Here is a 25,861-nt window from a genome sequence, read left to right as displayed (position 1 = left end):
GCCTTTTAAAAATAATTAGGATAAAAACATTATTTAAAAAATAAATGATAATATTAAATTAAAGACTATGGAAATTCTACATTAATTTAAGGAACATTTCTTCATATAAAGGATAAATGTCAAAAATAGATGGAGAATAAATTTATGACATATCTATGGTTATATAAAGAACTTAAAAAAAAGAATAATTTTAATTTTAAGTATAAAAAAATGTTAGAAAAATTTGAGGATGTTAAATTTATTTTAACTAAAAATAATTTTATTTTTAAAAGTCAAATAGCCTTAAAAGGTTCAGTAAAAACAAAAACTGTTTATTTTGAAAGAAAATTAAAAGACAATGATTTAGATATTTCAATAAAATATTTTGAAAATGAATTAAATCTTGAAAAATTTAAAAAAATAAAAACAGATATTTTTAATTTTTTAGAAGAAAGTGTTGGAAAAGGCAAGGAAGTAAAAGATAACAATAGGTCAATACAAATTACGGGAAAAAATCAAATTAAAGTTGATATTGTTCCGATATTTTCAATTAAAGATTGTGATTATGTTTTTAAAAATTATGATAATTTAGAAGAGACATATGATGAAAAGTTATTTAATAAAATAAATAATACGTATAAGAATACAAATTTCTTTAAATTTGTATATATAATTAGGAACATTATTAATAAAGTTGCAAAGATTTTAAATATACCACTACAAGCAATCATCTTAGATATTTTAGAAGAAGAAAAAAACTTCGATGACTTATTAGAAGTATCTCAATTTCATAAAATGTTGTTTTTTATATCAAAAAAAATTTGAGATATGTATCATTTAAATACTAAAATTTATCAAAATAAAGAAGGTTTTTCTTTTAAATTAAAAAATAAGGCAAATGATAGAAAAACGTGTAAAAACTATATTTCTTATTTGATTCATGTCGATGAATATGTACAAGAGTGATATAAACTTTATAATAAAAAGTTAGAATATAAAAAAGAACTTGATATTGAAGAGTATCTTAGAAGAAAAGAACAAGAATATGTTAAATAGATTAATTAAATAATGTAAATTCATTTAATTAATCTATTTAATTTAGTTAAGATTTTCTCTCTTTTTGTTGTATAATTAATAATTATATATTAAATAACAAATTGGTGGTGAAACTATGGAGGCAAATTACAAAAAAAGTTTACGAAAACTAAGACAATATAATTACACTTTTTTTAAAGTTTTATTAGTAATTATCTTATTTCCAATTGTTTTATTACTATCCTTTATTTGTTCAAAAGTATTTGTGCCATATCTTTTTGAATATAAACGGAGTGGTATTGATCAAAATAATGTTGAATTAAATACCTTACAACAGTTAGAAGCTGATGTTAAAGCGAAAAAACTAAAAGATTTTGTTATTAATGAAAATGATTTACAAGAATCATTTATTGAATTTAATAATAATAAAATTAGTACATTAACGTTAGAACATCCAACTTCAACGAAATGAGTTGTCGGGTTACATGGTTTTAAACGAAATAAATATATTGGGTTACGAAATATTTATCATTTTTATCAAGCGGGATATAACATCTTAACATTTGATGCTTACGCGCACGGAAATACTTATGGTAATAAATCTGATTTAGGTGTTACTAATTCAATTATTTTAAATTTTTTAATTACATGATTAAAACAAAATAAAAATCCAAGTGTGATTGGTGTCTTTGGGATTAGTATGGGAGCATCAACAGCATTATGATTTGTCCATCAGTTTTATTATGAAAATAAAATTGATTGATTAATTGTTGATTGTCCATTTTCACAACCAGTACAACAAATTCGTGCTTTTTTACGAAAATATGTTAAGTTACCATGATGATTAATATCGTTAGGAATTAACCGTAACTTTCGTAAGCATTCAAAAACAAATTTAAAACATATGAATTTATTAAAAGAAAATCAACGCCTAAAAGATTTACCAATTTTATTTATTCATGGGACAAAAGATAGTTTTGTAAAATATCATAATTCAGTGGTGATGTATTATTTACAACAACAAGAAAGTCAGAAGAGTGAAATCTTTTTAGTTAATAAAGCAGAACATACAGGGGCTCTTGTTGTTGATCAAAATGCATATAAAGAAAAAACATTAGCGTTTGCTAAGAAATGAGATTTAAATTTTTCAGAAAAAAATTTGATAGTTTAATAAATTATGATGATTCTTATTGGTTAATTCAATAAGAATTATTTTTTATGCTACAATGAAATTAAGAAAAAATTATGATAATTGTTTATTAATTGCTCACTAAAAGGGACGTTTAATAATGAAAAAGTTATTAATTATTTTTAGTATCATTTCATTAACAACCTTAACAATTAATATAACAAATGATAGTTTATTAAAACAAAAACTAGAAACAGAACAACGGATGAGCCTACCAACAAGTAAAATAACTTCTGATCAACAGATAGGGCAGGATGATAATTTAATTAGTGTTGAATAGCACAATAATTTATTAGCTGCAATTAAAAAAATAGAAAATAAAATTAAAATTAATCGTCAACAATTAAATCAAACGTTATGAAGTCCAACGGTCTATCAGTTTTTAACAAGTGATGAGTATCTTGCTTATTTAGAACTAATGAGTCAGTTAGGTATCCTTAAGTTTAATGCTGATGAACCATCTTTTTTTAATAATATTGCATATGGTTGACACAATGGTTTTATGCAAGAAACAAAGTGATACTGGTTTGGATATTGAAAACTACACATTGCAAAATGAAGATGTGATCAAGTCTATAATTTATTAACAAATGGTGGCAATGCTAGTAGTATTTTTGCTGATGGACTGTCACAAACACCATATGGTACAATTATCGCGATTGCTAGTGAAATATTAAGTTTAATTGGAAATAATTGAAATACTGATGATGGGATGATAGTTCATTTTTATTTAGTGACTCCAGTTTGGTTTTCACATCGTTAATTGCAAAGCAATGTCATAATGAAAAATTATAAATTATTTTTATGAGGCATATGAATAATAGGACTTTATCAGCTTAGTATTTTAACAATTTTTCCATTCTTTTTATTTTATCAAGTCGTAGCAGTAAATAGTGGTGAAATAACAAGTTATTATTTTAATTATTCATTAGTGTGAGCATATTGCATGATTTTGGTTAGTTTTACTTTTTTTGGTTTTATTTGTAACATTGTTATTTTTTGTATTAAAACTAAAAAAGCAAAATTTATTCGACCAATCTTGATTTTGATTAGTGTGCTTCCTTCGATTATAATGTTTTTTCCTAGTTTGTTATTATATTTTGATCCTAGTTGTCAAGAAAGTCATACTTTTGATTTACAAAATTATAATGATAAATATAATAAAGTTGGAAAACAAGGTATTTGAATTTTTAATTTAGTAATGGTGGTTTGACTACTTTATGTTATTTTATTACCGCAGGAACTTAATTTCTTTATAACAAGAAAAGCAGAGTTAACAGTGCTAAAAATGTCATTTGAAACATTAGACTTCTTGCATTACTTGTTAAAAAATTGCAAATATTTGTAAAAAAGATACTAATAGAAAAATATAATTTTAATTAATTATGTTTTTTATTTAAAAATTTAATATTTTTCCACAACGAAAAATTAATTTATTATTTAAATTATTTAATTTTAAATAAATATTTTATGTTAAATATAATAATTGTAAATTATAAATTGAGGCAATTAAATTAAATCTTAAACCAAATCTTTTTCTTCGATTACGATATTTTTCTGTAATAATTTTAAATTTTTTAAGAATAGCAAAAATATTTTCAATAATAATTCTCATTTTTGAAACTAGTCTATTATATTGCTTTTGTTCTTTGTTTAAAGGGTTTTTCTTTGTTTTCTTTGTAGGTATTAGAACATTATTGTGATTTTTTTGTATTCCTTGATAACCACTATCAACTATTAATTTGGTATTTTTTAAAATTGGGATTTTTGATTCTTTAAATAAAGCATAATCATGTTTTTTTCCGAGCGAAAAACTTGTTGCAATAATTTTTTTGGTTTCTTGTTCGATAATTACTTGTGTTTTGATCGTGTGTTTTTTCTTTTTACCAGAATAAGATTGTTTTTGTCTTTTTTTGGGCGTTGGATTGGAGTTTCGGTAGCATCAATAATAATAGTTTTATCATTAAAATAATCATTTATTAGTGCTTTTTTACCAGCAAGTTGTTGAAAATCAGAGTTTTTAATTAAAATATCTTCAATTCACTTAATATTACGATAACAATTAGCCTCACTAATATCAAAACTTTTACCAAGATGAAAATAAGTCTGATATTCTCGTCAATATAATAAAGTCATCAATAATCTATTTTCTAATGATAATTTATTAGTTTTACCACCTTTTTTAAATTTTTCTATTTCAGCAACTTTTAAAATATCTAACATTTTATTAAAAGTGGATTTTTTTATTCCTGTTAATCTTAACCATTCTCTATCATTAAGAGTATTAAATTTATTATTGTTCATATTTTTATGTCCTCATAAATTATATTTTATAATAATATTTTAATAAAAAAGGGTATCGCAAGAAGTCTATTTTTAACAATTGTAATCCTTTTTATTGCAAGTTTAATTTCCTTTTGATTAGGATTAATTGCTATTAATTCAAAAAATAAAAAAGCACAATTATATGTAAGTATTATTTCTTATTTCTTAGCTCTTTCATTTCTTTATGGTGTTATTTTTCCAGTATTATTATTAACTTCACTATGTGGTGAAGTGCACAGATTATTTAACCGTTAACTTCATAACAATATCATTTTTATAATAACTTATACCTCGTTATACCTCGATAACTTTTTAATTTAGAAAAAAGTAGTATTTTTAAAATCAAAAATACTACTTTTATTTTTAATATTTTACAACTCTTAGCAAATGTGCTAGTATAATTAAGATTAATAGGAAGAGAAAAACTATGAAAAAAAATATTTTAACAATTTTAAGTGAGTATAAAAAACGACTATTAAATGACAAGTCAATAGGAGACATCTTTTTAACAAAAATTAATACAAAAAGTAAAAATATTATTAATTTGTTAGATTTGTTATTTTTGTCAAATCAAAATCCGGAAAAAGTGTGAAAAAATATTAGCAAAAAAGAAAATCTAATTATTACAAAATTATCAACAGAAACAATTAAAGAAATTTGTGGCTATGTTGGTGGAATTATTAATAAAAGTAGGAACGATGAAGAATTTGCTTTGCATTTAAAACAACATGGTTTTACTAAGTATCCAATTTTGCATTATTCAAAAATTCTTGAATTTATTTTTACGTTGTTTGTAAAAAAAGAGGGGAAAAAGATTACTGAAGAAAGTTTATTAAAATTAGAGAAAGTTATTACCGAAGAAACAACGAAAATTTTTAATAAATTTGCCCGAATTTTACAAGATGCTAAACTATATTTATTTGAAAAAAATATTAATCCTTTATATATTGGGTGACCATACATTGAAGGATTAACACAATCACAAAAAGTTTTTCGTGCCCCATTATTATTATGACCAATTACTGAAATTAGTCGAAATAAAACTAAAATTGTTCTTGCAACAAAACATGATGAAATCTTATTAAACTCAGCGATTCGTTTGAGTCAAATCAAAGATAGTAATTATAATGTTGTGGAATTTAGTTTTGATTCATTAACCTTAACAGATGATATTTTTATGAAGGCAATTACTGATTTAAAAACATTGGATTTTAAAGTTAAAAACGAAGACAGCATTAATTATTTACATAATTTAAATTATTATAAACAACAAGAACAATTGTTTCTCAAACATGATGAGAATTTAGAAAGTTATTTAAATAATAATTATCAGATTAATAATTTAGGATTAGTCCTTGATGGTTATTTTGGGATGTATAATATTTCCTCAACCACATTATATCGTGATTATTGTGATCTAGAAAAAGTTACTGATGATTCGGTTAATAAAATTTTTGAAAATGAATATAATGTCGAAGAAGATTGAAAAGAAAATCAGTTGCGATATCAAGAAAAGTTAACAGAAAGTGCTGTTATGGCTATTAATAATTATGATATTTCTCAAAAAGTAGCAATTAAAAAAGCTTTAGAAAAAAATACAATTATTCAAGGTCCACCGGGAACCGGAAAATCACAAACAATTAGTAATTTAATTGTTAATAATTTATGTCGTGGTGAACGAGTTCTTTTTTGTGCGGAAAAACAAGATGCAATTAAGGTAGTTTATAATAATATGAAAAAAATTCAAAATTATGCTTTAATGATTACGAATTTAGAAGAAAAGGAAAGTTTTTATCAAAAAATTTTAGATAGTATCAATAATATTAACCAGTTGTATCCACCAGTAGAAAGTGCAACATTCTTAAGCAAAATGGATACGATGTTTAATGATATTAAAAGATACAAAGCTTTTGTGCGTCAAAATGAGTATCAGGACTACCTCCAATTTTTAGATAATGTTAAAGCCCATCCAATGACATTAGATTTTGAATTATTAAGTCAGTTTTATTTCTTTGAATTAGAATATAATGATTATTTGCATCATTGTCATCGTATGTATCAGAATACAATCGTTGTTCAGAAATTTTTAGCGTTATTTAATGATTTTCCAAATTTTGCGGCACTTTATCATCGTTTTAGTACGAAAGAATTTAAAAAAATGTTAAAAAAAGCGACAGGATTAAAACCACAAAAATTTTTAGCGTTAATTTTTAATTTATTAAATAATAATCTGGTTAGTTACACAATTAATGGTGTTGATGAAAATAAATTTAACTTATTTAAAGTTGAAAAAGAAGAATTAATTGCGGCTTTGACAACAGAATTTAAAAATATTGATTATTTTGTTAATCGCTTGGAATTAATTGATCAAAATGATCGCTTACAACGTGAAGATAAAAACTATGAATTATATGCTTACTTAGGACCAATTATTGCGGATGAAGAAGACATCCCGTTGCTTTATCAACATTATTTTGTCCATCAATTTCAACTTAAACATGGAGCATTATTAAAGGTTGGTACATTGAATTGACGTCAGGAACTAACTAATTTAAGTAATAAATCAATGCTTAATACCACAGAATATTTAACTTATTTATATCATCAACAAATTCGTGATTCTATTAAAGAAAACTTCATTGAAACATTACCAAAAATTATTGAAGAATCTAAAAAGAAAACAAAAAGATCAGTTACTTATTTTTTTAAAAATAATTATGAATTAATTAAAACGTTATTTCCAATGATTATGGTAACGCCAGATATTGCTTCGCAATTATTACCATTAAATCATCAGGAGTTTGACCAATTGATTTTTGATGAAGCGTCACAAATTTTTGTTGAACGAGCAATTCCAATTTTTTACCGCGCTAATCGGATTTTAGTAGCGGGAGATAAAAAACAATTAGGACCAACAAACTTTTTTTCATCGCGTTTTGATTATGAAGGGTTGGAAAATAGTGCCGAATTATTAGAAATTGAAACAAATTTAACAGATAAAAGTTTACTTGACTTTGCTAGTAAACAATATAATTCTAGTATGTTACGTTTTCACTACCGTTCAAAATATAGTGAATTAATTAATTTTTCTAATGCGGCTTTTTATGATAACAATTTAATTATGATTTCAAATAAGACAAAAAAAAATTTTCCCTTAAAACTAATTGAAGTTCCGGATGGAACTTGAAAAAACCGTGGTAATATTCCTGAAGCAAAACGGGTTGTTGCTTTAATAAAAGAAATCATTGTAACGCGCAAACAACAAGAAACAATTGGGGTTGTTACTTTTAACGAAGTTCAAAAAAACTTAATTTGACAATATTTGACAGAAGAATTTGAAAAAACACCAGAACTAGAACAAGAGTTGCACCGTGTTTATGATGGTCGGAATGAGGGATTATTTGTTAAAAATATTGAAAATATTCAAGGTGATGAACGTGATATTATTATTTTTTCAATTGGTTTTGCCCGCGATGAAAATAATAAATTTGCACAATTCTTTGGGCCGTTATCCCAAGCTGGGGGTGAAAACCGTTTGAATGTTGCTGTTACCAGGGCAAAAGAAAAAATTTATATTGTTAAATCATTTCCGTCATCATTAATTTCTGAAGATTCAAAACATCCTGGTCCGCGCTATTTTAAATATTATTTAGAATATGTTGAACAATTAAATCGTGGTAAAGACCAAGAACATAAAGTATTAGAAAAATTAGCAACAGCTAAAAGTTATCATCAAGAGCAACAAGGTTCTAAAGTTAACCGTCAATTTACATCCGAAGTTGCTGCTGCTTTAACAACCGTATTAAGCAAATATGATCGTTATCAAATTGCCACACATACTGTTCAAGGAACTTATCAAATTGATGTTACTGTTTATGATCAAAAAAATGATCATTATGTTTTAGGGATTATTTGTGATGATTTAATATATCCAATCGGAGTTGAACAAAAAGAATATGATTTTTATCGGCAAAAGTATTTAGTTGATCGTGGTTGAAAAATTGAATCAATTTTATATAGTAATTGAATGGTAAAGAATCAGCAAGCAGATCTTATTAACGACATTGTTCAAAAGATTATTGGTAAATAGGAGGCCTTATGAAATTTGATTTAGCTAAAATTAAAAAAATGAAAAATCTAACAGATTTAGACATATATTTATTTAAAACATATTTACCAAAAAATGGTAATCGAATTATTAAAGCTGAGTTATTAAATTTGATTCATACATATTTTCCAAGAGTAACATCAGATCAAGCAAATCAATTTATTACCTTGTTAAAAAATAACCGTGTTGTTTTTCTTCGTGGCTATGGTTATGTTGGTAATGAAACATTAGAATCATTTAACCGTCGCCAACAAGATGATGAAGAGGACGAACAAGAAAAGGTTCTGCGACCAACAGCGGTAACTAAAAAATTAGCACCAGTTGTTAAACAAAAAGAAAAACCAAAAGTTGTTGCAAAACCAAAAACAACATTAGTACGAAAAACGATTGATTTTAGTAGTTTATCTTTTTCGGACCGCTATCAAAATTTTATGCAATTATTATATCCAATTAAAAATGAAAAAGAAAAACCTAAAATTGCTTTAGTTGATATTCCTGATTTAACTTCTAATAATTTTGATGATAGCAGAAAAAATACAATGATGAAGGATGATGAAGATTATATTGACCCATCTAAAGCTGAAAAACTAGCTTTTGATTTTTCAAATCCGACTAGTTCGGAAACAATTTGACGAAAAATGAGTATTAGTCAATATCGAAAGTATTTTTTATCGTATCATCAAATTACCCAATTTCAATACCAAGGTTTAAATAAGTTTTTTATTGATTATTTATTAGCCTTACCAATTAATGATAGATTAATTATTAATTATTATGAAACAGCAATTACTAATAAGAAAGTTTATGAAGCTTTTTATGATAATTATTTACGGAATCGGATCAGATATGCTTTTTTAATTGATTATAATTTATTTTATGATGTTCCGTTAATTCAAAAGAATCTTAATAAATATCATAAAGATATTAAAAAAGCAGCGGAAAATATTATTGTTAATTTATTTATGCAATTTTTAACGTTGACTTTTAATGTCAATGAAAAAAAATTAGAGATTACTCCCGATGTGATCGAACAAATTAAAACTTTTTATTGAACATTTAATCAAAAAATGCATTTATTTGAATTTAAAGATTACATTTTTTCAACCAACCCAAAATGAAAAGAAGAATATGCGATGAACTTTATTAATTTTTTTGAAGGATATAAATTTACTTCAAATCAACAAGCAATCAATTTAATTATTGATCATCTTGAAAGTGATAAACTATTAGAATTATTAAAAGAGAAGATTAACAAAATTAACTTTCGAAAAACTACCATCAATGATCATGTCTTATGATATGATGTCAAAACAAGTTGTCATTTATTAGATAATGAATTAACTTATATTAAAGGAAACTTATTAAATAATATTCAAACTATTTTTGAAGAGACAATTGGTTAAGGTTTCTGTTGATACTGACCCATTTATTATTTAAAAAAATAAGGGAATATCATTTTTTAAATTTTTATTTTAAATAACCTTGCATTTCTTTATCCGCTTAGTAAAATTAAAGTACAAAAAAAGAAAGCTATTGAGGATACTATGAAAAAATGATTTAGTAAAATTAAATGACAGTGACAACAATTATGACATATTTTCTTGTTATAAGGTTTTTTGTTTTTTGTTGGCATTTATTTGACATCATTAGGGATTGCGATTTATGCGCCAACTAGTACTGGTGCTAGTCAAATTGATTTTACTATTTTTGCTTTGTTAGTCTTAATGTATGGTAATTATGCGTCGGGTCACTTAAATGATACGGTTCTAACTGCTCATTATGCCTTAGTGTTATGAATGTATTATTTAGTTTTAATTTTATTTACAATTATTTTTATGTTAATTGTAAATGTAAAAGCATATCGGAAAACAAAAGATCGTCAAATTTGAGTTAAATTTGCATTATGATTCTTGGCGATTTAATTTTAGCATGGTTATTACCACTGTTAATTCACTTTAATTGACAATATATTATTTCAGCGGATGGGATTCAACAATGAGCAGAGAGTTCTGGTGGTATTGCGGCGTGATTATTTTTAGGTGGTTTTTCATTATATTGTGTTGGGTTAGCAATTTGAATTTATAGTAAAACTTGATATGGTCCTTATAACCATGTTTGTGAAGCATTTATTAAACTAACAAAATTAAAATATCCTGTTGCTCAGATTTTATTAGATGTGATGATGGTTATTCCCGGGTTTATTTTCTGAGTCTTTTTACCATTAAATGATGATAAGTGAAGTTTTTTATTTACTAACTTTAGTTTTGGGACAAGGGCCTTTATATTTATTTCGGGACCATATGTTAATGTTGTTAAAAAAGTTTTAGCAAAATTTTTAAAAATTAATTTGTGGAAAGCAAATATTCTGGCACGAAATAATAGTGTTAGTACTTAATTATGAAACAGATTCTTTAAAATTAAAATAAAAGCACCTTCATGAATTAGATGAAGATGCTTTCATTACTCAAAATCTTTGCCAAGGAATAATCTTTGTTAAGAAAAGATTACATTGTATTAAGAATAGTTGTTACGGTCCTATTTGTAATTTCTATTGTTAAGCCTTGACTGATTTATCAATAAGTTGTATCAGTTGCCTTTGATAACTTATTTTCAAAAGTTTTTTTGTGTAGAGTGTGTAAATTTTTACACATATATTATTATAACCTATAAAATTAGGGGCTAAGAAAAGTATCAAATTATTTGCAAAATATAATTTATTTTGGAATTAATTTTAAAAGATATTTTATAAGAAAAGAAAATGTATTTTTTATTTAATGAAAAATATTTTTTCGTTAAATAAAAATATAAGTGGTAAATTGTTATACACACTTTAAAAATATGATTAACATGATGCCCGTTTTAGTCCGCTGTTTTAATTTGTTATATAAAATTTTTGTTTTAAATTACTATTTTTTTCCAGTATGAATAGTTGTAAAAAAATATATTAACAAGATATAATTTAAATAGATTAAACTGTAGGCAAACATTCTTAATAGTTAAAGTAAAGGTTAAAAGAGAAAGTAGTAGAACAAGATGCAAAAAAATATAAAGAAACATGGCAAAATGATTGGATCGATTAGTGGTGGTTTATTAGCAGTATTGGGATTAAGTTTAGGACTATTTTTTGGGTTAAAAACTAGCAACATTGGTAATGATCATTTTGCAACAAAAAAACAAAATTATGAGAGATGATCACAGCAACTCCGCCCGATACAGCGCATGCTGTTTTTATTAATGGTTTTGTTGGAACTTCAATTGTGGAAAAATATTTAATAAAAAATGTTAAAGGAAAGTTTTCGGTTGATATTATTCGTAGTTATAAAAGTAGTGGTCGTGCTCCTGATGAAAATGAAAAAATTGCAAAATATAATTCAGCAATTTCTAAAAAATGATGTTGCAAAATATGCAAATGTTATTGATAAGTCGACAGAATTGTCACATATGAAATCATATTTTTGATTTAATAATAAAAATGGAATGATTCGTGCTTTAACGGGAAGTGGTAATTTTTCTAATAATGCATTATTAGAGGCACCTTCTTATAAGGAAGTTTTATATGATGTTACTAATTATAAAGGGGTTGGTCGTGATATTTTTTGTGGTGGGATTAACGCAACATAACAAGTAAATACAACAAGACTTAGTCAAATCTATCAAGCAAATTGTGCTGGTTTTGATATTAATAAGAAAGAAACTTATCAATCTGGGCCAAATGTTATTAAAGAAAAATCACAATTTAATGATATTGTTAATATTCAAAAACAAAATCCAAAGTTAAAAGGAGCGAAGGGATTATTAATTTTGTCTGGCGATGGGGGAATTGAAGTTATTAAAGACTACTTAGATCAAACAGCAGACGATAATATTAATTTAGATGTTTTTGTTGGGAATAGTGCGGCTGGTTTTGATCCAGTTTTGAAAAAGCAAGTGATTACTGATCAAAAGTATAGTAATCGTTTAAACATTATTCGTGAACATCCGCGGGGAAGTATTAAAGACGATGAGGGCCTTATTAAAAGTACGACAGCAAAAACACATACTAAATTGTACGCTTGATATAATGCCAAAAATGAACTGTTAGCATTTTGATTGGGTAGTGCTAATTTTACAAAAAATGGTGTTAAAAACACGCAATCATTTCGAGAAATTTTGTTGGAAATGCCATTAGAACTTGAAAATTGAAAAGAGAACTTAATTTGTAAAGTTGTTGGAGCTTTTAAAACAGAACCAAGTTAACGAATTCAAGATTTTTGTCGATAATGAGAATTAAGAAGCATTTTGGTTATTTTTTATAAATATTTGCAAAAAGTATATTGCAAATTTTGATCTGAACGAATCCTAATTTCTTCAGATTATTTTTAATTAAGATGTTAAATTTAATTTAAAAATTAATAAGAGTTAATTATACAAAATTTTATTGCAACTATTTGTTTAAGATAGTTGCTTTTTATTATTAATTATTTATAATATTTATAAATAATAAAGGAGGTGGAGAATGCGTCAGAAAAATGATAGTCACAATAAATTTTGTTTATCATATTTTATTTGACTTGGTTGTAACTATGTAGTTAGCATTACCTTTGTTGGAACTTTTGCGACATTATCAAATTTAGATGCTCCTAATGCAATTGAAATTCATGTTTTATGAATCATTGTTTTAGAAGGACTTATTGTTGGCGTGTGTGCCCATATTTGTGCGCGGTTAGCATGAATTCACCATAGTTATAATAATAGTGGTATTTATATTTTTGTTCGAACTAGTTTTGGCCGGTTTTGAGGAATTTTTGTTGCTTTTATGCAATAGACTTCTTGCATTACTTGTTAAAAAATTGCAAATATTTGTAAAAAAGATACTAATAGAAAAATATAATTTTAATTAATTATGTTTTTTATTTAAAAATTTAATATTTTTCCACAACGAAAAATTAATTTATTATTTAAATTATTTAATTTTAAATAAATATTTTATGTTAAATATAATAATTGTAAATTATAAATTGAGGCAATTAAATTAAATCTTAAACCAAATCTTTTTCTTCGATTACGATATTTTTCTGTAATAATTTTAAATTTTTTAAGAATAGCAAAAATATTTTCAATAATAATTCTCATTTTTGAAACTAGTCTATTATATTGCTTTTGTTCTTTGTTTAAAGGGTTTTTCTTTGTTTTCTTTGTAGGTATTAGAACATTATTGTGATTTTTTTGTATTCCTTGATAACCACTATCAACTATTAATTTGGTATTTTTTAAAATTGGGATTTTTGATTCTTTAAATAAAGCATAATCATGTTTTTTTCCGAGCGAAAAACTTGTTGCAATAATTTTTTTGGTTTCTTGTTCGATAATTACTTGTGTTTTGATCGTGTGTTTTTTCTTTTTACCAGAATAAGATTGTTTTTGTCTTTTTTTGGGCGTTGGATTGGAGTTTCGGTAGCATCAATAATAATAGTTTTATCATTAAAATAATCATTTATTAGTGCTTTTTTACCAGCAAGTTGTTGAAAATCAGAGTTTTTAATTAAAATATCTTCAATTCACTTAATATTACGATAACAATTAGCCTCACTAATATCAAAACTTTTACCAAGATGAAAATAAGTCTGATATTCTCGTCAATATAATAAAGTCATCAATAATCTATTTTCTAATGATAATTTATTAGTTTTACCACCTTTTTTAAATTTTTCTATTTCAGCAACTTTTAAAATATCTAACATTTTATTAAAAGTGGATTTTTTTATTCCTGTTAATCTTAACCATTCTCTATCATTAAGAGTATTAAATTTATTATTGTTCATATTTTTATGTCCTCATAAATTATATTTTATAATAATATTTTAATAAAAAAGGGTATCGCAAGAAGTCTAATATATAANATTNCCATTTTTAATTACATTTCAAATTATGATGTTATTACGGGGAACATTTAGTGCGCCATGGGTAGCTAGTTATGATCAACAAAACCATGTTGTTATTCCGTGATATGCTTTTAATTTTGGTGCTTTTGGTGATTTATGAATGGATCTGATTGGAATTGTTATTTACTTATTTTTTTCCTTTGTTATTTTTGGCGGAATGAAATTATATAAACGTTTGAACGATTTAACGGCTAGTTTAAAATTAATTGCAGCGAGTGTCTTAATTTTAGCAGGTCTTTATTTAGCTTTTCGCAATGGTCATAATAATTTTAAATATTGAAGTACTAATAGTCATTTAAATTTAGATGGTTTTGTTAAGGCCTTTAATTCTTGTTTTTATTTTTTTACTGGGTTTGAAGTTTTTACAACTGTTGGTCGTAATATTGCTTCAGCACGGAAGAATATTGGGTTAGGGGTTATTATCGTTTTAATTATTAATGTTTTATCCCATTTAATTATTGCCATAATTTTCTTTGCTGCTTTTAATCACTTTGTACAAAATATGAATATGGAAACTTGAAATAGTTTTCATAATAAATTTGTTGTTTATGGGGGCACGATTATGATGATTATGTTTGTAATTACGTTAAAGATTAACCTAATTATGCAAGATAGTTTATATGGCGGAACATCGTTACAGCCATTAGCGCACGAAGGATTTCTTTCTAATCGGTTTCAAAAATTAAGTCGTGATAATATTTCAACAAAAGCATCATTCTTGCATATGAGTTTAACAATTCTTAGTTTATTTATTTGGTTAATTATTCCAGATTTAATCAAAGGAATTACCTTAACAAAAGAATATGGTTTTATGTGTACGATTGAACAATCATTAACTTATCAGGAACCTTTTACTGGATCTTCGTTAACAGCAGCTTCTTCGGCAATTACAATTTTTATTTATGCGATGATGTTTGCGGTTGCTATTAAATTAGGAATAACAAAACAAATGAAGTTAAAAATATGAGAATGAATTGTCGTACCAATTACAATGTTAATTTTAATTTTTGTTTTAATTTGACATTATTATACTTTAATTAATAATATCGTAACTGCATCAGCAGAAAATTTCCAAAGTGCTTTGATTTCAGGGCTTATTGAGTTTATCTTTATTGGAACAGCAGTTAGTTTTGTTACTATTTGGTATTTTACTTATTATCGAATTAAATATTGTAAACGAGTGTTATGATTTCCAGAACAACAAGCTAAAATTGAACAAAATTTTCAAGTAATTAGTCAATCAAAACTTGTTTATGAACATATTTATCAAATTTTATTGCGTTATTTAAAATATTATAATCATAGTAATAAGGCAGAAGATTATTAAACGGTGTTATAAATTTTAACACAGTTAGAGGATGATTTTTTACCAGGCGATGAACAAGAACTAGATGACGAGAAGCGGCAGTGTTAAAATAATTATTTATAATTAGTATAAATAATCTTGATTTTTAATTTAGATTTAATTATAATATTTATAAATAAAAAGGAGGTGAAAAATGGCCCAATTATTAAACCAAAATAGTAATAATGATTTACAAGAATACTTAACTGAACATATTACTATACAATTACAATGTTTTAATTTAAGTGCTGAAGCTAATCGTTTGGGATATCCTGGTTTTGCGCACTATTTTAAAGTTCAAGCACAAGATGAGATTTTACATCAACGTTGAATTATTAGACTTCTTGCGATACCCTTTTTTATTAAAATATTATTATAAAATATAATTTATGAGGACATAAAAATATGAACAATAATAAATTTAATACTCTTAATGATAGAGAATGGTTAAGATTAACAGGAATAAAAAAATCCACTTTTAATAAAATGTTAGATATTTTAAAAGTTGCTGAAATAGAAAAATTTAAAAAAGGTGGTAAAACTAATAAATTATCATTAGAAAATAGATTATTGATGACTTTATTATATTGACGAGAATATCAGACTTATTTTCATCTTGGTAAAAGTTTTGATATTAGTGAGGCTAATTGTTATCGTAATATTAAGTGAATTGAAGATATTTTAATTAAAAACTCTGATTTTCAACAACTTGCTGGTAAAAAAGCACTAATAAATGATTATTTTAATGATAAAACTATTATTATTGATGCTACCGAAACTCCAATCCAACGCCCAAAAAAAGACAAAAACAATCTTATTCTGGTAAAAAGAAAAAACACACGATCAAAACACAAGTAATTATCGAACAAGAAACCAAAAAAATTATTGCAACAAGTTTTTCGCTCGGAAAAAACATGATTATGCTTTATTTAAAGAATCAAAAATCCCAATTTTAAAAAATACCAAATTAATAGTTGATAGTGGTTATCAAGGAATACAAAAAAATCACAATAATGTTCTAATACCTACAAAGAAAACAAAGAAAAACCCTTTAAACAAAGAACAAAAGCAATATAATAGACTAGTTTCAAAAATGAGAATTATTATTGAAAATATTTTTGCTATTCTTAAAAAATTTAAAATTATTACAGAAAAATATCGTAATCGAAGAAAAAGATTTGGTTTAAGATTTAATTTAATTGCCTCAATTTATAATTTACAATTATTATATTTAACATAAAATATTTATTTAAAATTAAATAATTTAAATAATAAATTAATTTTTCGTTGTGGAAAAATATTAAATTTTTAAATAAAAAACATAATTAATTAAAATTATATTTTTCTATTAGTATCTTTTTTACAAATATTTGCAATTTTTTAACAAGTAATGCAAGAAGTCTATTAATTTTATTGCTGATTGTGATGGTACTTATTGCGTTGATAATATTAAAGTGAATAATGACAATAAAAAATGTGATTCATTATTAATGTTAATGGAGCATTATCAAAAACATCGTCAACATTTTAGTAATTTAACTACTAAATTAGCAAATAATGCTAAAGCACAAAATGATTTAGTAACTTATAAATTTTATGATTGATTTATAATTGATTTTTATGAAGAATTAGCAGAAATAAAAGATATTATTGATTGAATTAAAATGGCAAATCATAATTATTATGATTTGGATTCTAAATTAGGAACGCGTGAAGAACCAGATACCTTATTGGTAATTGACCCTTTTAGTTATCATAGTTAAAATTTTCTAACAACTAAAATATTTATAATCTTAATCCAAAAACCTATTTCAAATTTAAATCTTAAATAAAAGATAATAATAAAGTTTTATTGTTTTTATTATTATTTTTTATTTCAAATTAAAAGTTATTAATAAGTTAGAAAGAAAGGAGGAAGAAAAATGCAGACAGTAAATTTAACAATTCGTGAACAAAAATTACGTTATGCTAAGCCATGGTTAGCAATTGCTTATTTTTCAATTCCAACGGTTTTAATTATGCTTATTCAAGGTCTTTATAATATTATTGATAAAGAATTGGCGCTTCAATTTGCGGCGATTGATTTACGACAAGATCCTTGGTATATTCACCAATATAATTTAATTACAAAGCAAAACGTTACCAACATTCCCTTAAAAGATATGCAAGCTTTTATTAATGTTGCAACACAATATACAACCCAAATTTATAGTTTATTATGATCATTTTCACTAATTACGGGAATGGGGTGTGCCATTAATTTTTCATTAGCTTATGGTCGTCGTGATCTTTTCCAAATGCGAGAAATTGCAGGAAATGGTTTTTCGTGTACAATTTTATTTTCACTTATTAGTTCGCTATTTATGTTTTGTTTAATTTTTCCATCGTGACATGCTGTTTTTATTACAAGTCAAATGGGCGGAATGCATAATAACATTACTAATTATTTAGCGTGAGAATACTCATATCCAATGTTATTAACAACACCATTAATGTTTTTAAGTTATTATTTTGTGTCATTACTTCGTAATGAAGGACGAACTAACTATGTGTTGTTATTAATTACAGTTTCTGTTTTTATTAATATGGGAGCCGGAACTTTCTTTATGCGTGTTTGTCATTTAAAAATGGAAGGGGCAATGTTAGGAACAGTTGTTGCTTGATTGTGACAAATTATTATGGGTTTTGTCATTGTTTTTTGTTCAAAAAGTAGTTATTCCCAATTTAAAGTACAAGATGTGTTAAAACTTAAATGATACAACGTTATTGCTTTTTTTAAAGCAGTTTTATCGAACTTTATTTCAAATTTTGTTTTAGTTGTTAGTTCTTATTTATCAACTGTGCTTGTTGTATTATTACCAAATTAAGAGCAGTATAATGGGGTTTCTGTTTTACAAGAATTATTAAGTGCTTTAAATCCTTGAATAACATTAATTTTATCAGCAGGAATTGGTTTAACGCAAGGAGCACGAACGGTTATTGTTTATAATTATGGAGCCCAAAAGTATCATCGTATTTGACAAGTTTTAAAAATTACTAGTTATTTGTTAATTATTTGATTTTGTTTAATGTTATTATTAGTAATAATCTTTAATCGGCAAATGCTGTTAATGTTTGCTTTTCCAAGTCAATATGTTAGCAAATATAAATGATGATTAGTTTTGTGTGTTTATTCGTATCCATTTTGTGCGACAACTTTTATTTGTTTTACCCTTTATCAAGGGATTAATAAAACAACTTTGGCAAGTATAACAACTAGTTTTCGTGCTATCTTTATTGCAATTCCAATTATATGTTTAGGATATGAGATTAGTATTTGAACTAATAATTCAATTTATTATTTTATCGCAATGGGTGGGATTGATTTTATTGCTTCATTATGTTTGATTCCTTTTCTATGTTATAGTTGAAAAAAATATGATTGGCAATTAATTGATCATCCGGATAATTTTGTTGTTAGTTCATTAAAAATTAAAGTTTAAAAAGTCAATGTGTTTTTAATAAACATCTAGTGGAACATATGAAAGTATCAAATAATTTGCACTAATTAAATCTTTATGGAAGTAAGTTGTTAAAGAGGAAGGGGTAATAATTTTGCTTTCTTTTCAAGTATAATATTAATAAGCAAGTAAACTTTGCAAAAAGGAGTAGCGCAATGGAAATCGGAGATACAATTTATACTGTCTTAACAACTATATGATTTGCATATATGGTTCTTTCGATACGAAAATCAAAAATACCAATGACTCGTTTACAACCAAGTTCTTTTAATAATCAACAAAAAATAAACATTAGTACATGAACAGAACTTGATGAAAAAATAATTTCTATTACAGCTAAAAATACAACTATTACAATTGGAGAACTTAGAGAAACAATTGATGAAGTAATTTTGAAAATGTTTCATAAAACTAATATCAATATTACAAGTAATGATTATTCTTATCAAATTTTTAAAAATAAAACAGGTGAAGCTTTTAAGAATCATAATTTAAATGTTAATAGTTTTGTTGTTTTTATTAAAATTTTTAGTAAAGAAAATAAATTAATTATTGGGATGACAGATTACATTCCGGTTAATTTGACAATTGCTAACTATTCGCATTATCTTAATCCTTCTAAAAATTAAATTTTTTACAAAAATTAGTCTTCAAAAATGATGATAAAAAGGGTTATTAACCAGATTTATGAATATAAACAGTAAGATTAGGTTTTATGAAGGGATTTTGTTGTTTAAAGAGCTAATTAAAAACTGCTTATTTAAGCAGTTTTTTCTTTTTTTCCAAAGTAAAATATGATATGATTAATTACATAGAATAGTTAGCAGCTATTTTTTGTATCAACTTATATTAAACATTTAGCAATTATCAACAATATTAATTGAATATAAAGAAGGAGTTATTCAAATATGAACAAAACATTTTTTACCATTATAACAGCTTCAATGTTAGGATCAACGTTACCACAAACGCTTAATCAAGAACAAGCCACAACGAAATCTTTAAATTGAGATATTAGTGTGATGTCTGGAAATGCATCATTTCCAGTTGCAAAACGTGGGATGAAATTTGTCACTAATAGTGACAGACCATTGGTTTTTAACTACTTAAATTATGCTACGACATGAGAATTATTTATTCAACAATATCCTTATTTTAAAATTATTGACTCAAGCATTACAGCAGGGTTAAAAGGGGATAATAAACAAAACAACTTTGATAGTATGGTTTATCATACGAGTGATTTTAACACTGGTTCATCAGGGGCAATGTTCACAATGGGTGAAGTTAAGTCACAATTCATTGGTGATTATGTTGTTTTATCGGTTGTTGGAATGTTATTAAACAATGCGATCCAGTTCGGTGTGATGTATACTCTAAATATCACGCAGCAATATGCTGACCCGTATCCATTTTATGACGCAGTAACTGGTCGAATCCAGTTTATGAGTCAGAAGTAGACTTTGAATTAAAGGGCATTAATTAGAAATGTCAAGGATTGATAAGTTATATCAAATCAAAAAAAATGGGAAGGGCTATAGTAATAATAAAATTAAAATTAGAGATATATACGAACGATTTATTAAAATTATTACTTTAATAATTATCCCATTGTTGTTGATTGTTTTGATCTATGCGATTGGTGCCACTTTAAATGAACACAGTAAAAATCAAGTCTTAATTACAATAGGGGACGTCTTCATTAAAATTGGAAGAGATGTTTTTAATAATTTATCAATTATTTTTTGTCTTGTTACTGTTATTAGTATTACTAATAATCTTAAAGCCGTAGCAATTGGTGTTACTGGCTTTTTAGTCTTTTCGGTAACCCAATTTGCTTTAATTCAATATCAGGTTACACCAGATGGAATCTTGTATGTTGATAGCATTTTATTTTTCTATAAAGGGGATAATTTATCTTTATTTTTAGGCTCAACATTAGGAATTGTTACCTTAAATACGTCAATTTTTGGTGGGGTTGTTGTTGGACTTATGTCATCATACATTTATTATAAGTGTATTGAATTAAGAATGCCTAAATCATTAGGATTACTGAATGGCTTTCCTTTGGTTAACATCATTGTTGTTTTTGCTAGTATGCTGTTAGCTGTTATCTTCTTATTATTATGGATTGGGATGGCAATGTTTTTAAATAAACTTTATTTCTGAATGTGAAGTCAAAGTGCGCGTAATTTTTTAGGGGCTGCTTTTGTTTATGAATTTTTAAATATCTTATTAGTTCCATTTGGATTTAAAGATATTTCAGCAAACTTATTTGTGCAAAGTAATTCACAAGTATTAACTCAACAAGAATTTCTAGAGTTATTTAGGCATATCTCATATTGTTATGGTTGACAATATAATATTTTCACGCAAAGTTGAAATAATGAAAGCATTCAAGCAGTATGAACATATTTACAACAACCACAATTACTTGATAGTAAATTATCTTTAATTGACTGAATGTCAATCTTACCATTTAACCGTTTACCACAAATTAATGGAATTGAAACGGGGTTATATAATTGATTCTTATATAGTCAAAACATTGGTGATCTATTTCAATTAAAATTACCACCAAATTATGCGATTGTATTTGGTGCTTCATTAGGGGTTAGTGTTGCTATTGTTTTAACTAGTAAGAAAGAAAACCGCGTTCCAACCGCGTTATTAATGTCAATTATCGTATTAATAACAATCTTAACAGGAAATAATATTATCATTAACTTATTTATTTTCTTAGCATCACCATTACTATATGTGTTTGTGTATGCGCCAATTGCTGGGTTAAATGGCTTATTTATGTCTATGTTAGGTGTTCACATTTGAGTATCCTTTACTGATGGTTTAATTGATTTTATTTACAAGGGGATTTTACCAGCGGCAAAAGGAACACAGTTCTTCTGAATTCCAATCTTTAGTGTTATCTGGTTTGTAATCATTACACCGATTTTTGCCAAAGCAATTATTCATTTTGATTATCCTTTTATTGGGCGCCGAGAAACGATTCTAACACGAATTACGCACAAAAAGTATCATGAGATTTGGAATCATTAAAAATAACAGGCTTTAATGTTTAATTTAAAAAATGTGAAGGAATTTTTAGGGTGTCACAAAATTTAACAAATTTTTCGAAAAGTTTTAAATATAATAGGTTATCTAACCAAATAATTATTATTAATCATAATACAGTTTTTAAATTTGTTAAATTAAGTCCGAAAAGAAAAAACATTATTAATTGATTATTAGCAAATAATAGTTATTATTTACCTAATATAAATATTTTTCAAAATTATATTTCATATGATTTAATTGCCGGTTATTCTTTTAAACAAATTGGTTTTACAGGGATTTTAGAATTAAAAAATATTTTGTTAGTAATTCAAACTTTGCAGAAATTAAAATATAAGAGAAAATATGTTGTTCACGGGGATTTAAGCCCAGTTAATATTATTTTTACCCAAAATTTAGAAGTTAAGAAAATAATTGATTGAGACAATGCTAAACTTGGTTCAAAATATCAAGATCCAGCATATATTTTTTGATTATGAATAAATTTTGGGGCAAATAATAAAAATTTTAGTCAACTTAAAAGGGAGGCCAATGTTTTTAAGAATACTTTGCAGTATAATCAAAACGATCTTAAAAAACTTCAATGATGAATTTATAAAGTTATAAAAAACAAAATGAAGAAACATTCTTATCAAATTAAAAATAATGATTGATTGTTAAAATGATATCTAAATTGTATAGAATAGACTTCTTGCATTACTTGTTAAAAAATTGCAAATATTTGTAAAAAAGATACTAATAGAAAAATATAATTTTAATTAATTATGTTTTTTATTTAAAAATTTAATATTTTTCCACAACGAAAAATTAATTTATTATTTAAATTATTTAATTTTAAATAAATATTTTATGTTAAATATAATAATTGTAAATTATAAATTGAGGCAATTAAATTAAATCTTAAACCAAATCTTTTTCTTCGATTACGATATTTTTCTGTAATAATTTTAAATTTTTTAAGAATAGCAAAAATATTTTCAATAATAATTCTCATTTTTGAAACTAGTCTATTATATTGCTTTTGTTCTTTGTTTAAAGGGTTTTTCTTTGTTTTCTTTGTAGGTATTAGAACATTATTGTGATTTTTTTGTATTCCTTGATAACCACTATCAACTATTAATTTGGTATTTTTTAAAATTGGGATTTTTGATTCTTTAAATAAAGCATAATCATGTTTTTTTCCGAGCGAAAAACTTGTTGCAATAATTTTTTTGGTTTCTTGTTCGATAATTACTTGTGTTTTGATCGTGTGTTTTTTCTTTTTACCAGAATAAGATTGTTTTTGTCTTTTTTTGGGCGTTGGATTGGAGTTTCGGTAGCATCAATAATAATAGTTTTATCATTAAAATAATCATTTATTAGTGCTTTTTTACCAGCAAGTTGTTGAAAATCAGAGTTTTTAATTAAAATATCTTCAATTCACTTAATATTACGATAACAATTAGCCTCACTAATATCAAAACTTTTACCAAGATGAAAATAAGTCTGATATTCTCGTCAATATAATAAAGTCATCAATAATCTATTTTCTAATGATAATTTATTAGTTTTACCACCTTTTTTAAATTTTTCTATTTCAGCAACTTTTAAAATATCTAACATTTTATTAAAAGTGGATTTTTTTATTCCTGTTAATCTTAACCATTCTCTATCATTAAGAGTATTAAATTTATTATTGTTCATATTTTTATGTCCTCATAAATTATATTTTATAATAATATTTTAATAAAAAAGGGTATCGCAAGAAGTCTATTATATCAAACCAATTCTCTTAAAGATGCCAATGGTCATCCGCTTACTTCAGAAGTAGTTAATAAAGTACAACAAAAATCATTAGAATATGTAAACAATTTTAAAAACAAAAATTTTAATTTAAATCAAATTACCAATTATTTAAAAACAAATGTTAAAGACTTTGATCAACATTTTAAAGTTGATAATAAAAATGAAACATTAAAATTAAATTCTTATTCTTTGTTACAAACAAATAACAAAGATTTAGACAAAGAAAAAACAATTACTAATACATTAAATGCAGTAAACAAACTTAAAATTGTTAATACCGGAATTTATACAGCTGCTACTATCGCTGAAATTGCGGCGGCTGGTTTCTGAGCAGCAGCTTGATGGCTTGGACTTAGCGTTCCGTGAGCGATTGCCGCAACCGCTTTAGGAGCAGCGCTATTCACTGTTTATTATGCAATAAATACATTTCTGATTGATAATGATATCTCCAATAAAAACTTATGAGATGACTTGTTATGAGTAAAAGATATTACCTTTTTTGTAAGTAGCGTTTCATATAGTTTAATTTATAATACAGCAGTTTTAGTAGCCGAGGGAACATTAACTGCAACATCATGAGCAGTTCCGGCAGCCTTTGCTGCAATCGGAGTTTTTTTCGGAACTTGGACATGATTAAAACTGTATATTGAAGATATAATTTAGAAAAGAAGGAAAAAATTATGGGAACATTATTAAGCCTTTTAGGGTCAATCGGAATTATTAGTAGTGGAGCAGGGAGTGCTGCAAGTGCAGCTAATACTGCTAACGTTACCATTGGATTTTGAGATTATGTTGTAGGAATGAAAAATATCTTAACTAATCCTAATTTATTAAATGAAACTTATGCTCTTTACAATGCGGCAATGGGTCAATTAGGAACTTTGTTTAATCTTTTAAAAACATTTCAATGAAGTAATTTCTATAATGAACTATCATCATTAGGAATGACAACAAAAAATTTATTAATATATGCTAAAAACATTGCACAACGAATTGACCAATTAATTCCCGATGCCTTTTTATCATTAGAAAACCTTTCTGGAGTAGAACTTGCTGAAATTGAAGGAATTATAGCAGGTTCAACATCGACTGCTGTTGAAGGTGGTATTCTTGCTGGTTCGTTAGGAACAGCACTTGAAACAATGGGAATTTCATTAATAATTGGTGCTGCGGTTTATGGCGGCTACTATGCTTATGAACATTGAGATAGTATCAAACATTTGCCAGTGAAGCAGTAAAAACTGCTGAACATTATATTTCATCAGCAACTGATTACTTAAAATCAGCAGCTAATTATTTAAAAAGTTGGTGACCGTTTTAATAAGAATTATTAAAACACTATAAATAGTTTTATAATTAATTAATTAATTAATTAATTCTAACAATTAGCAATTTCCTCTTTTAAAACATAAAACTATTTTTAAAAATATGAGAATATCAGTAATATGATATTCTTTTTTTCTTGTAAAAAATATTTTAGAAGTGTCCGTTCAAATAATTTTAAAAGCAAGTAAAAATTCTTGCTTTTTTGTTTTTTTAGATATTTTAGCTTTAGAAAGAAAGGAGAAAAAACGATAATTATATATTGATATGTTAAATATT

28 protein-coding genes and 1 pseudogene are annotated in these 25,861 nt (G+C 25.3%); 25 read left to right on the top strand and 4 right to left on the bottom strand.

Features of this window, described 5'->3' with window-relative positions; genetic code table 4:
• The first annotated feature begins 144 nt into the window (after positions 1-144).
• The 5 genes from TS70_RS02410 (at position 145) to TS70_RS02395 (ending at position 3,551) form a co-directional block, all read left to right on the top strand.
• Positions 145-1,035, top strand: coding sequence for a hypothetical protein (locus TS70_RS02410; protein WP_198049302.1), 891 nt, complete (start codon positions 145-147; stop codon positions 1,033-1,035).
• A gap of 115 nt (positions 1,036-1,150) precedes the next feature.
• On the top strand, positions 1,151-2,185 hold the full coding sequence (locus TS70_RS02405; RefSeq protein ID WP_198049301.1) for an alpha/beta hydrolase: 1,035 nt from the start codon (positions 1,151-1,153) through the stop codon (positions 2,183-2,185).
• A gap of 118 nt (positions 2,186-2,303) precedes the next feature.
• Positions 2,304-2,483 (top strand): hypothetical protein, encoded by a 180-nt coding sequence (locus TS70_RS07265; protein ID WP_232332349.1) that lies wholly within the window; start codon positions 2,304-2,306, stop codon positions 2,481-2,483.
• A gap of 138 nt (positions 2,484-2,621) precedes the next feature.
• A complete protein-coding gene (locus TS70_RS07260) occupies positions 2,622-2,966 on the top strand; it encodes a hypothetical protein (protein ID WP_232332348.1) in 345 nt (114 codons plus the stop codon).
• A gap of 18 nt (positions 2,967-2,984) precedes the next feature.
• Entirely contained in the window at positions 2,985-3,551 is a 567-nt protein-coding gene (locus TS70_RS02395; protein WP_232332347.1) for a hypothetical protein, read from the top strand.
• Between the two features lie 120 nt (positions 3,552-3,671).
• Here the strand turns inward: TS70_RS02395 and TS70_RS02390 are convergent.
• Positions 3,672-4,507 (bottom strand): IS5 family transposase gene (locus TS70_RS02390; RefSeq protein WP_105628856.1). Its coding sequence is split into 2 segments (ribosomal slippage): positions 3,672-4,111 and positions 4,111-4,507, totalling 837 coding nucleotides; the frame shifts between segments, so codons are not numbered across the junction.
• Positions 4,508-4,955: 448 nt separating this feature from the next.
• Between TS70_RS02390 and TS70_RS08395 the strand changes: the two genes are divergently transcribed.
• The 8 genes from TS70_RS08395 (at position 4,956) to TS70_RS02360 (ending at position 13,440) form a co-directional block, all read left to right on the top strand.
• Positions 4,956-8,618 (top strand): AAA domain-containing protein, encoded by a 3,663-nt coding sequence (locus tag TS70_RS08395; protein ID WP_198049300.1) that lies wholly within the window; start codon positions 4,956-4,958, stop codon positions 8,616-8,618.
• A gap of 8 nt (positions 8,619-8,626) precedes the next feature.
• Positions 8,627-10,039, top strand: a complete 1,413-nt coding sequence (locus TS70_RS02380) for a hypothetical protein (RefSeq protein WP_198049299.1) — start codon at positions 8,627-8,629, stop codon at positions 10,037-10,039.
• Between the two features lie 213 nt (positions 10,040-10,252).
• A complete protein-coding gene (locus tag TS70_RS02375) occupies positions 10,253-10,558 on the top strand; it encodes a hypothetical protein (protein WP_109244110.1) in 306 nt (101 codons plus the stop codon).
• Positions 10,540-11,031 carry an SPE_1075/MLC_0560 family membrane protein gene (locus TS70_RS02370; RefSeq protein ID WP_198049298.1) on the top strand — a complete coding sequence of 164 codons (492 nt, stop codon included), beginning with the start codon at positions 10,540-10,542 and terminating at the stop codon, positions 11,029-11,031. The genes TS70_RS02375 and TS70_RS02370 overlap by 19 nt, the downstream gene beginning before the upstream one ends.
• A gap of 793 nt (positions 11,032-11,824) precedes the next feature.
• Positions 11,825-12,058 (top strand): hypothetical protein, encoded by a 234-nt coding sequence (locus tag TS70_RS07245; RefSeq protein WP_227991179.1) that lies wholly within the window; start codon positions 11,825-11,827, stop codon positions 12,056-12,058.
• The gene (locus TS70_RS07240; protein ID WP_232332346.1) at positions 11,979-12,257 is read left to right on the top strand and encodes a restriction endonuclease PLD domain-containing protein; all 279 of its coding nucleotides are present in this window, start codon (positions 11,979-11,981) and stop codon (positions 12,255-12,257) included. The genes TS70_RS07245 and TS70_RS07240 overlap by 80 nt, the downstream gene beginning before the upstream one ends.
• 180 nt (positions 12,258-12,437) lie before the next feature.
• Entirely contained in the window at positions 12,438-12,872 is a 435-nt protein-coding gene (locus TS70_RS07235; RefSeq protein WP_232332345.1) for a restriction endonuclease PLD domain-containing protein, read from the top strand.
• Between the two features lie 259 nt (positions 12,873-13,131).
• Complete coding sequence (locus TS70_RS02360) at positions 13,132-13,440, top strand: hypothetical protein (protein ID WP_198049297.1); 309 nt, start codon at positions 13,132-13,134, stop codon at positions 13,438-13,440.
• A 161-nt stretch (positions 13,441-13,601) separates the two neighbouring features.
• On the opposite strand, the gene TS70_RS02355 is transcribed toward TS70_RS02360, so the two are convergent.
• Positions 13,602-14,437 (bottom strand): IS5 family transposase gene (locus TS70_RS02355; protein ID WP_105628856.1). Its coding sequence is split into 2 segments (ribosomal slippage): positions 13,602-14,041 and positions 14,041-14,437, totalling 837 coding nucleotides; the frame shifts between segments, so codons are not numbered across the junction.
• Positions 14,438-14,543: 106 nt separating this feature from the next.
• Between TS70_RS02355 and TS70_RS02350 the strand changes: the two genes are divergently transcribed.
• The 10 genes and pseudogenes from TS70_RS02350 (at position 14,544) to TS70_RS02305 (ending at position 23,160) form a co-directional block, all read left to right on the top strand.
• Positions 14,544-15,884, top strand: coding sequence for an amino acid permease (locus TS70_RS02350; RefSeq protein WP_198049296.1), 1,341 nt, complete (start codon positions 14,544-14,546; stop codon positions 15,882-15,884).
• A 172-nt stretch (positions 15,885-16,056) separates the two neighbouring features.
• On the top strand, positions 16,057-16,281 hold the full coding sequence (locus TS70_RS02345; RefSeq protein WP_198049295.1) for a hypothetical protein: 225 nt from the start codon (positions 16,057-16,059) through the stop codon (positions 16,279-16,281).
• A 26-nt stretch (positions 16,282-16,307) separates the two neighbouring features.
• A pseudogene (locus TS70_RS02340) lies at positions 16,308-17,142 on the top strand (IS5 family transposase).
• 250 nt (positions 17,143-17,392) lie between these two features.
• Positions 17,393-17,665 (top strand): hypothetical protein, encoded by a 273-nt coding sequence (locus tag TS70_RS02335; protein ID WP_198049294.1) that lies wholly within the window; start codon positions 17,393-17,395, stop codon positions 17,663-17,665.
• 159 nt (positions 17,666-17,824) lie between these two features.
• Positions 17,825-18,769 (top strand): MATE family efflux transporter, encoded by a 945-nt coding sequence (locus TS70_RS02330; protein ID WP_198049293.1) that lies wholly within the window; start codon positions 17,825-17,827, stop codon positions 18,767-18,769.
• Positions 18,770-18,946: 177 nt separating this feature from the next.
• Positions 18,947-19,384 (top strand): hypothetical protein, encoded by a 438-nt coding sequence (locus tag TS70_RS02325; protein WP_198049292.1) that lies wholly within the window; start codon positions 18,947-18,949, stop codon positions 19,382-19,384.
• 173 nt (positions 19,385-19,557) lie between these two features.
• Positions 19,558-20,031: a hypothetical protein gene (locus TS70_RS02320; RefSeq protein WP_198049291.1), complete on the top strand. Its 474-nt coding sequence runs from the start codon at positions 19,558-19,560 to the stop codon at positions 20,029-20,031.
• A 279-nt stretch (positions 20,032-20,310) separates the two neighbouring features.
• The gene (locus TS70_RS02315) at positions 20,311-20,862 is read left to right on the top strand and encodes a hypothetical protein (protein ID WP_040093740.1); all 552 of its coding nucleotides are present in this window, start codon (positions 20,311-20,313) and stop codon (positions 20,860-20,862) included.
• A gap of 28 nt (positions 20,863-20,890) precedes the next feature.
• Complete coding sequence (locus tag TS70_RS08390; protein ID WP_198049290.1) at positions 20,891-22,459, top strand: PTS transporter subunit EIIC; 1,569 nt, start codon at positions 20,891-20,893, stop codon at positions 22,457-22,459.
• 50 nt (positions 22,460-22,509) lie between these two features.
• Complete coding sequence (locus TS70_RS02305) at positions 22,510-23,160, top strand: phosphotransferase (RefSeq protein WP_040093738.1); 651 nt, start codon at positions 22,510-22,512, stop codon at positions 23,158-23,160.
• Positions 23,161-23,321: 161 nt separating this feature from the next.
• Here the strand turns inward: TS70_RS02305 and TS70_RS02300 are convergent.
• Positions 23,322-24,157, bottom strand: a protein-coding gene (locus TS70_RS02300; protein ID WP_105628856.1) for an IS5 family transposase whose coding sequence is annotated in 2 segments (ribosomal slippage) — positions 23,322-23,761 and positions 23,761-24,157 — 837 coding nt in all. Because the reading frame shifts where the segments join, the coding sequence is not laid out codon by codon here.
• 291 nt (positions 24,158-24,448) lie between these two features.
• Between TS70_RS02300 and TS70_RS02295 the strand changes: the two genes are divergently transcribed.
• Positions 24,449-24,922, top strand: a complete 474-nt coding sequence (locus TS70_RS02295) for a hypothetical protein (RefSeq protein WP_198049289.1) — start codon at positions 24,449-24,451, stop codon at positions 24,920-24,922.
• Positions 24,923-24,939: 17 nt separating this feature from the next.
• The gene (locus tag TS70_RS02290) at positions 24,940-25,497 is read left to right on the top strand and encodes a hypothetical protein (RefSeq protein WP_198049288.1); all 558 of its coding nucleotides are present in this window, start codon (positions 24,940-24,942) and stop codon (positions 25,495-25,497) included.
• Positions 25,498-25,644: 147 nt separating this feature from the next.
• Here TS70_RS02290 and TS70_RS07225 read toward each other — a convergent pair.
• Positions 25,645-25,861: hypothetical protein (locus TS70_RS07225; RefSeq protein WP_232332344.1), on the bottom strand; the 217-nt coding region annotated here is incomplete at its 5' end.

The sequence above is a fragment of the Spiroplasma sp. hyd1 genome (assembly GCF_016082235.1).
GTDB classification, from domain to species: domain Bacteria; phylum Bacillota_I; class Bacilli_A; order Mycoplasmatales; family Mycoplasmataceae; genus Spiroplasma; species Spiroplasma poulsonii.
This window is presented reverse-complemented; position numbering and strand designations above follow the sequence as displayed.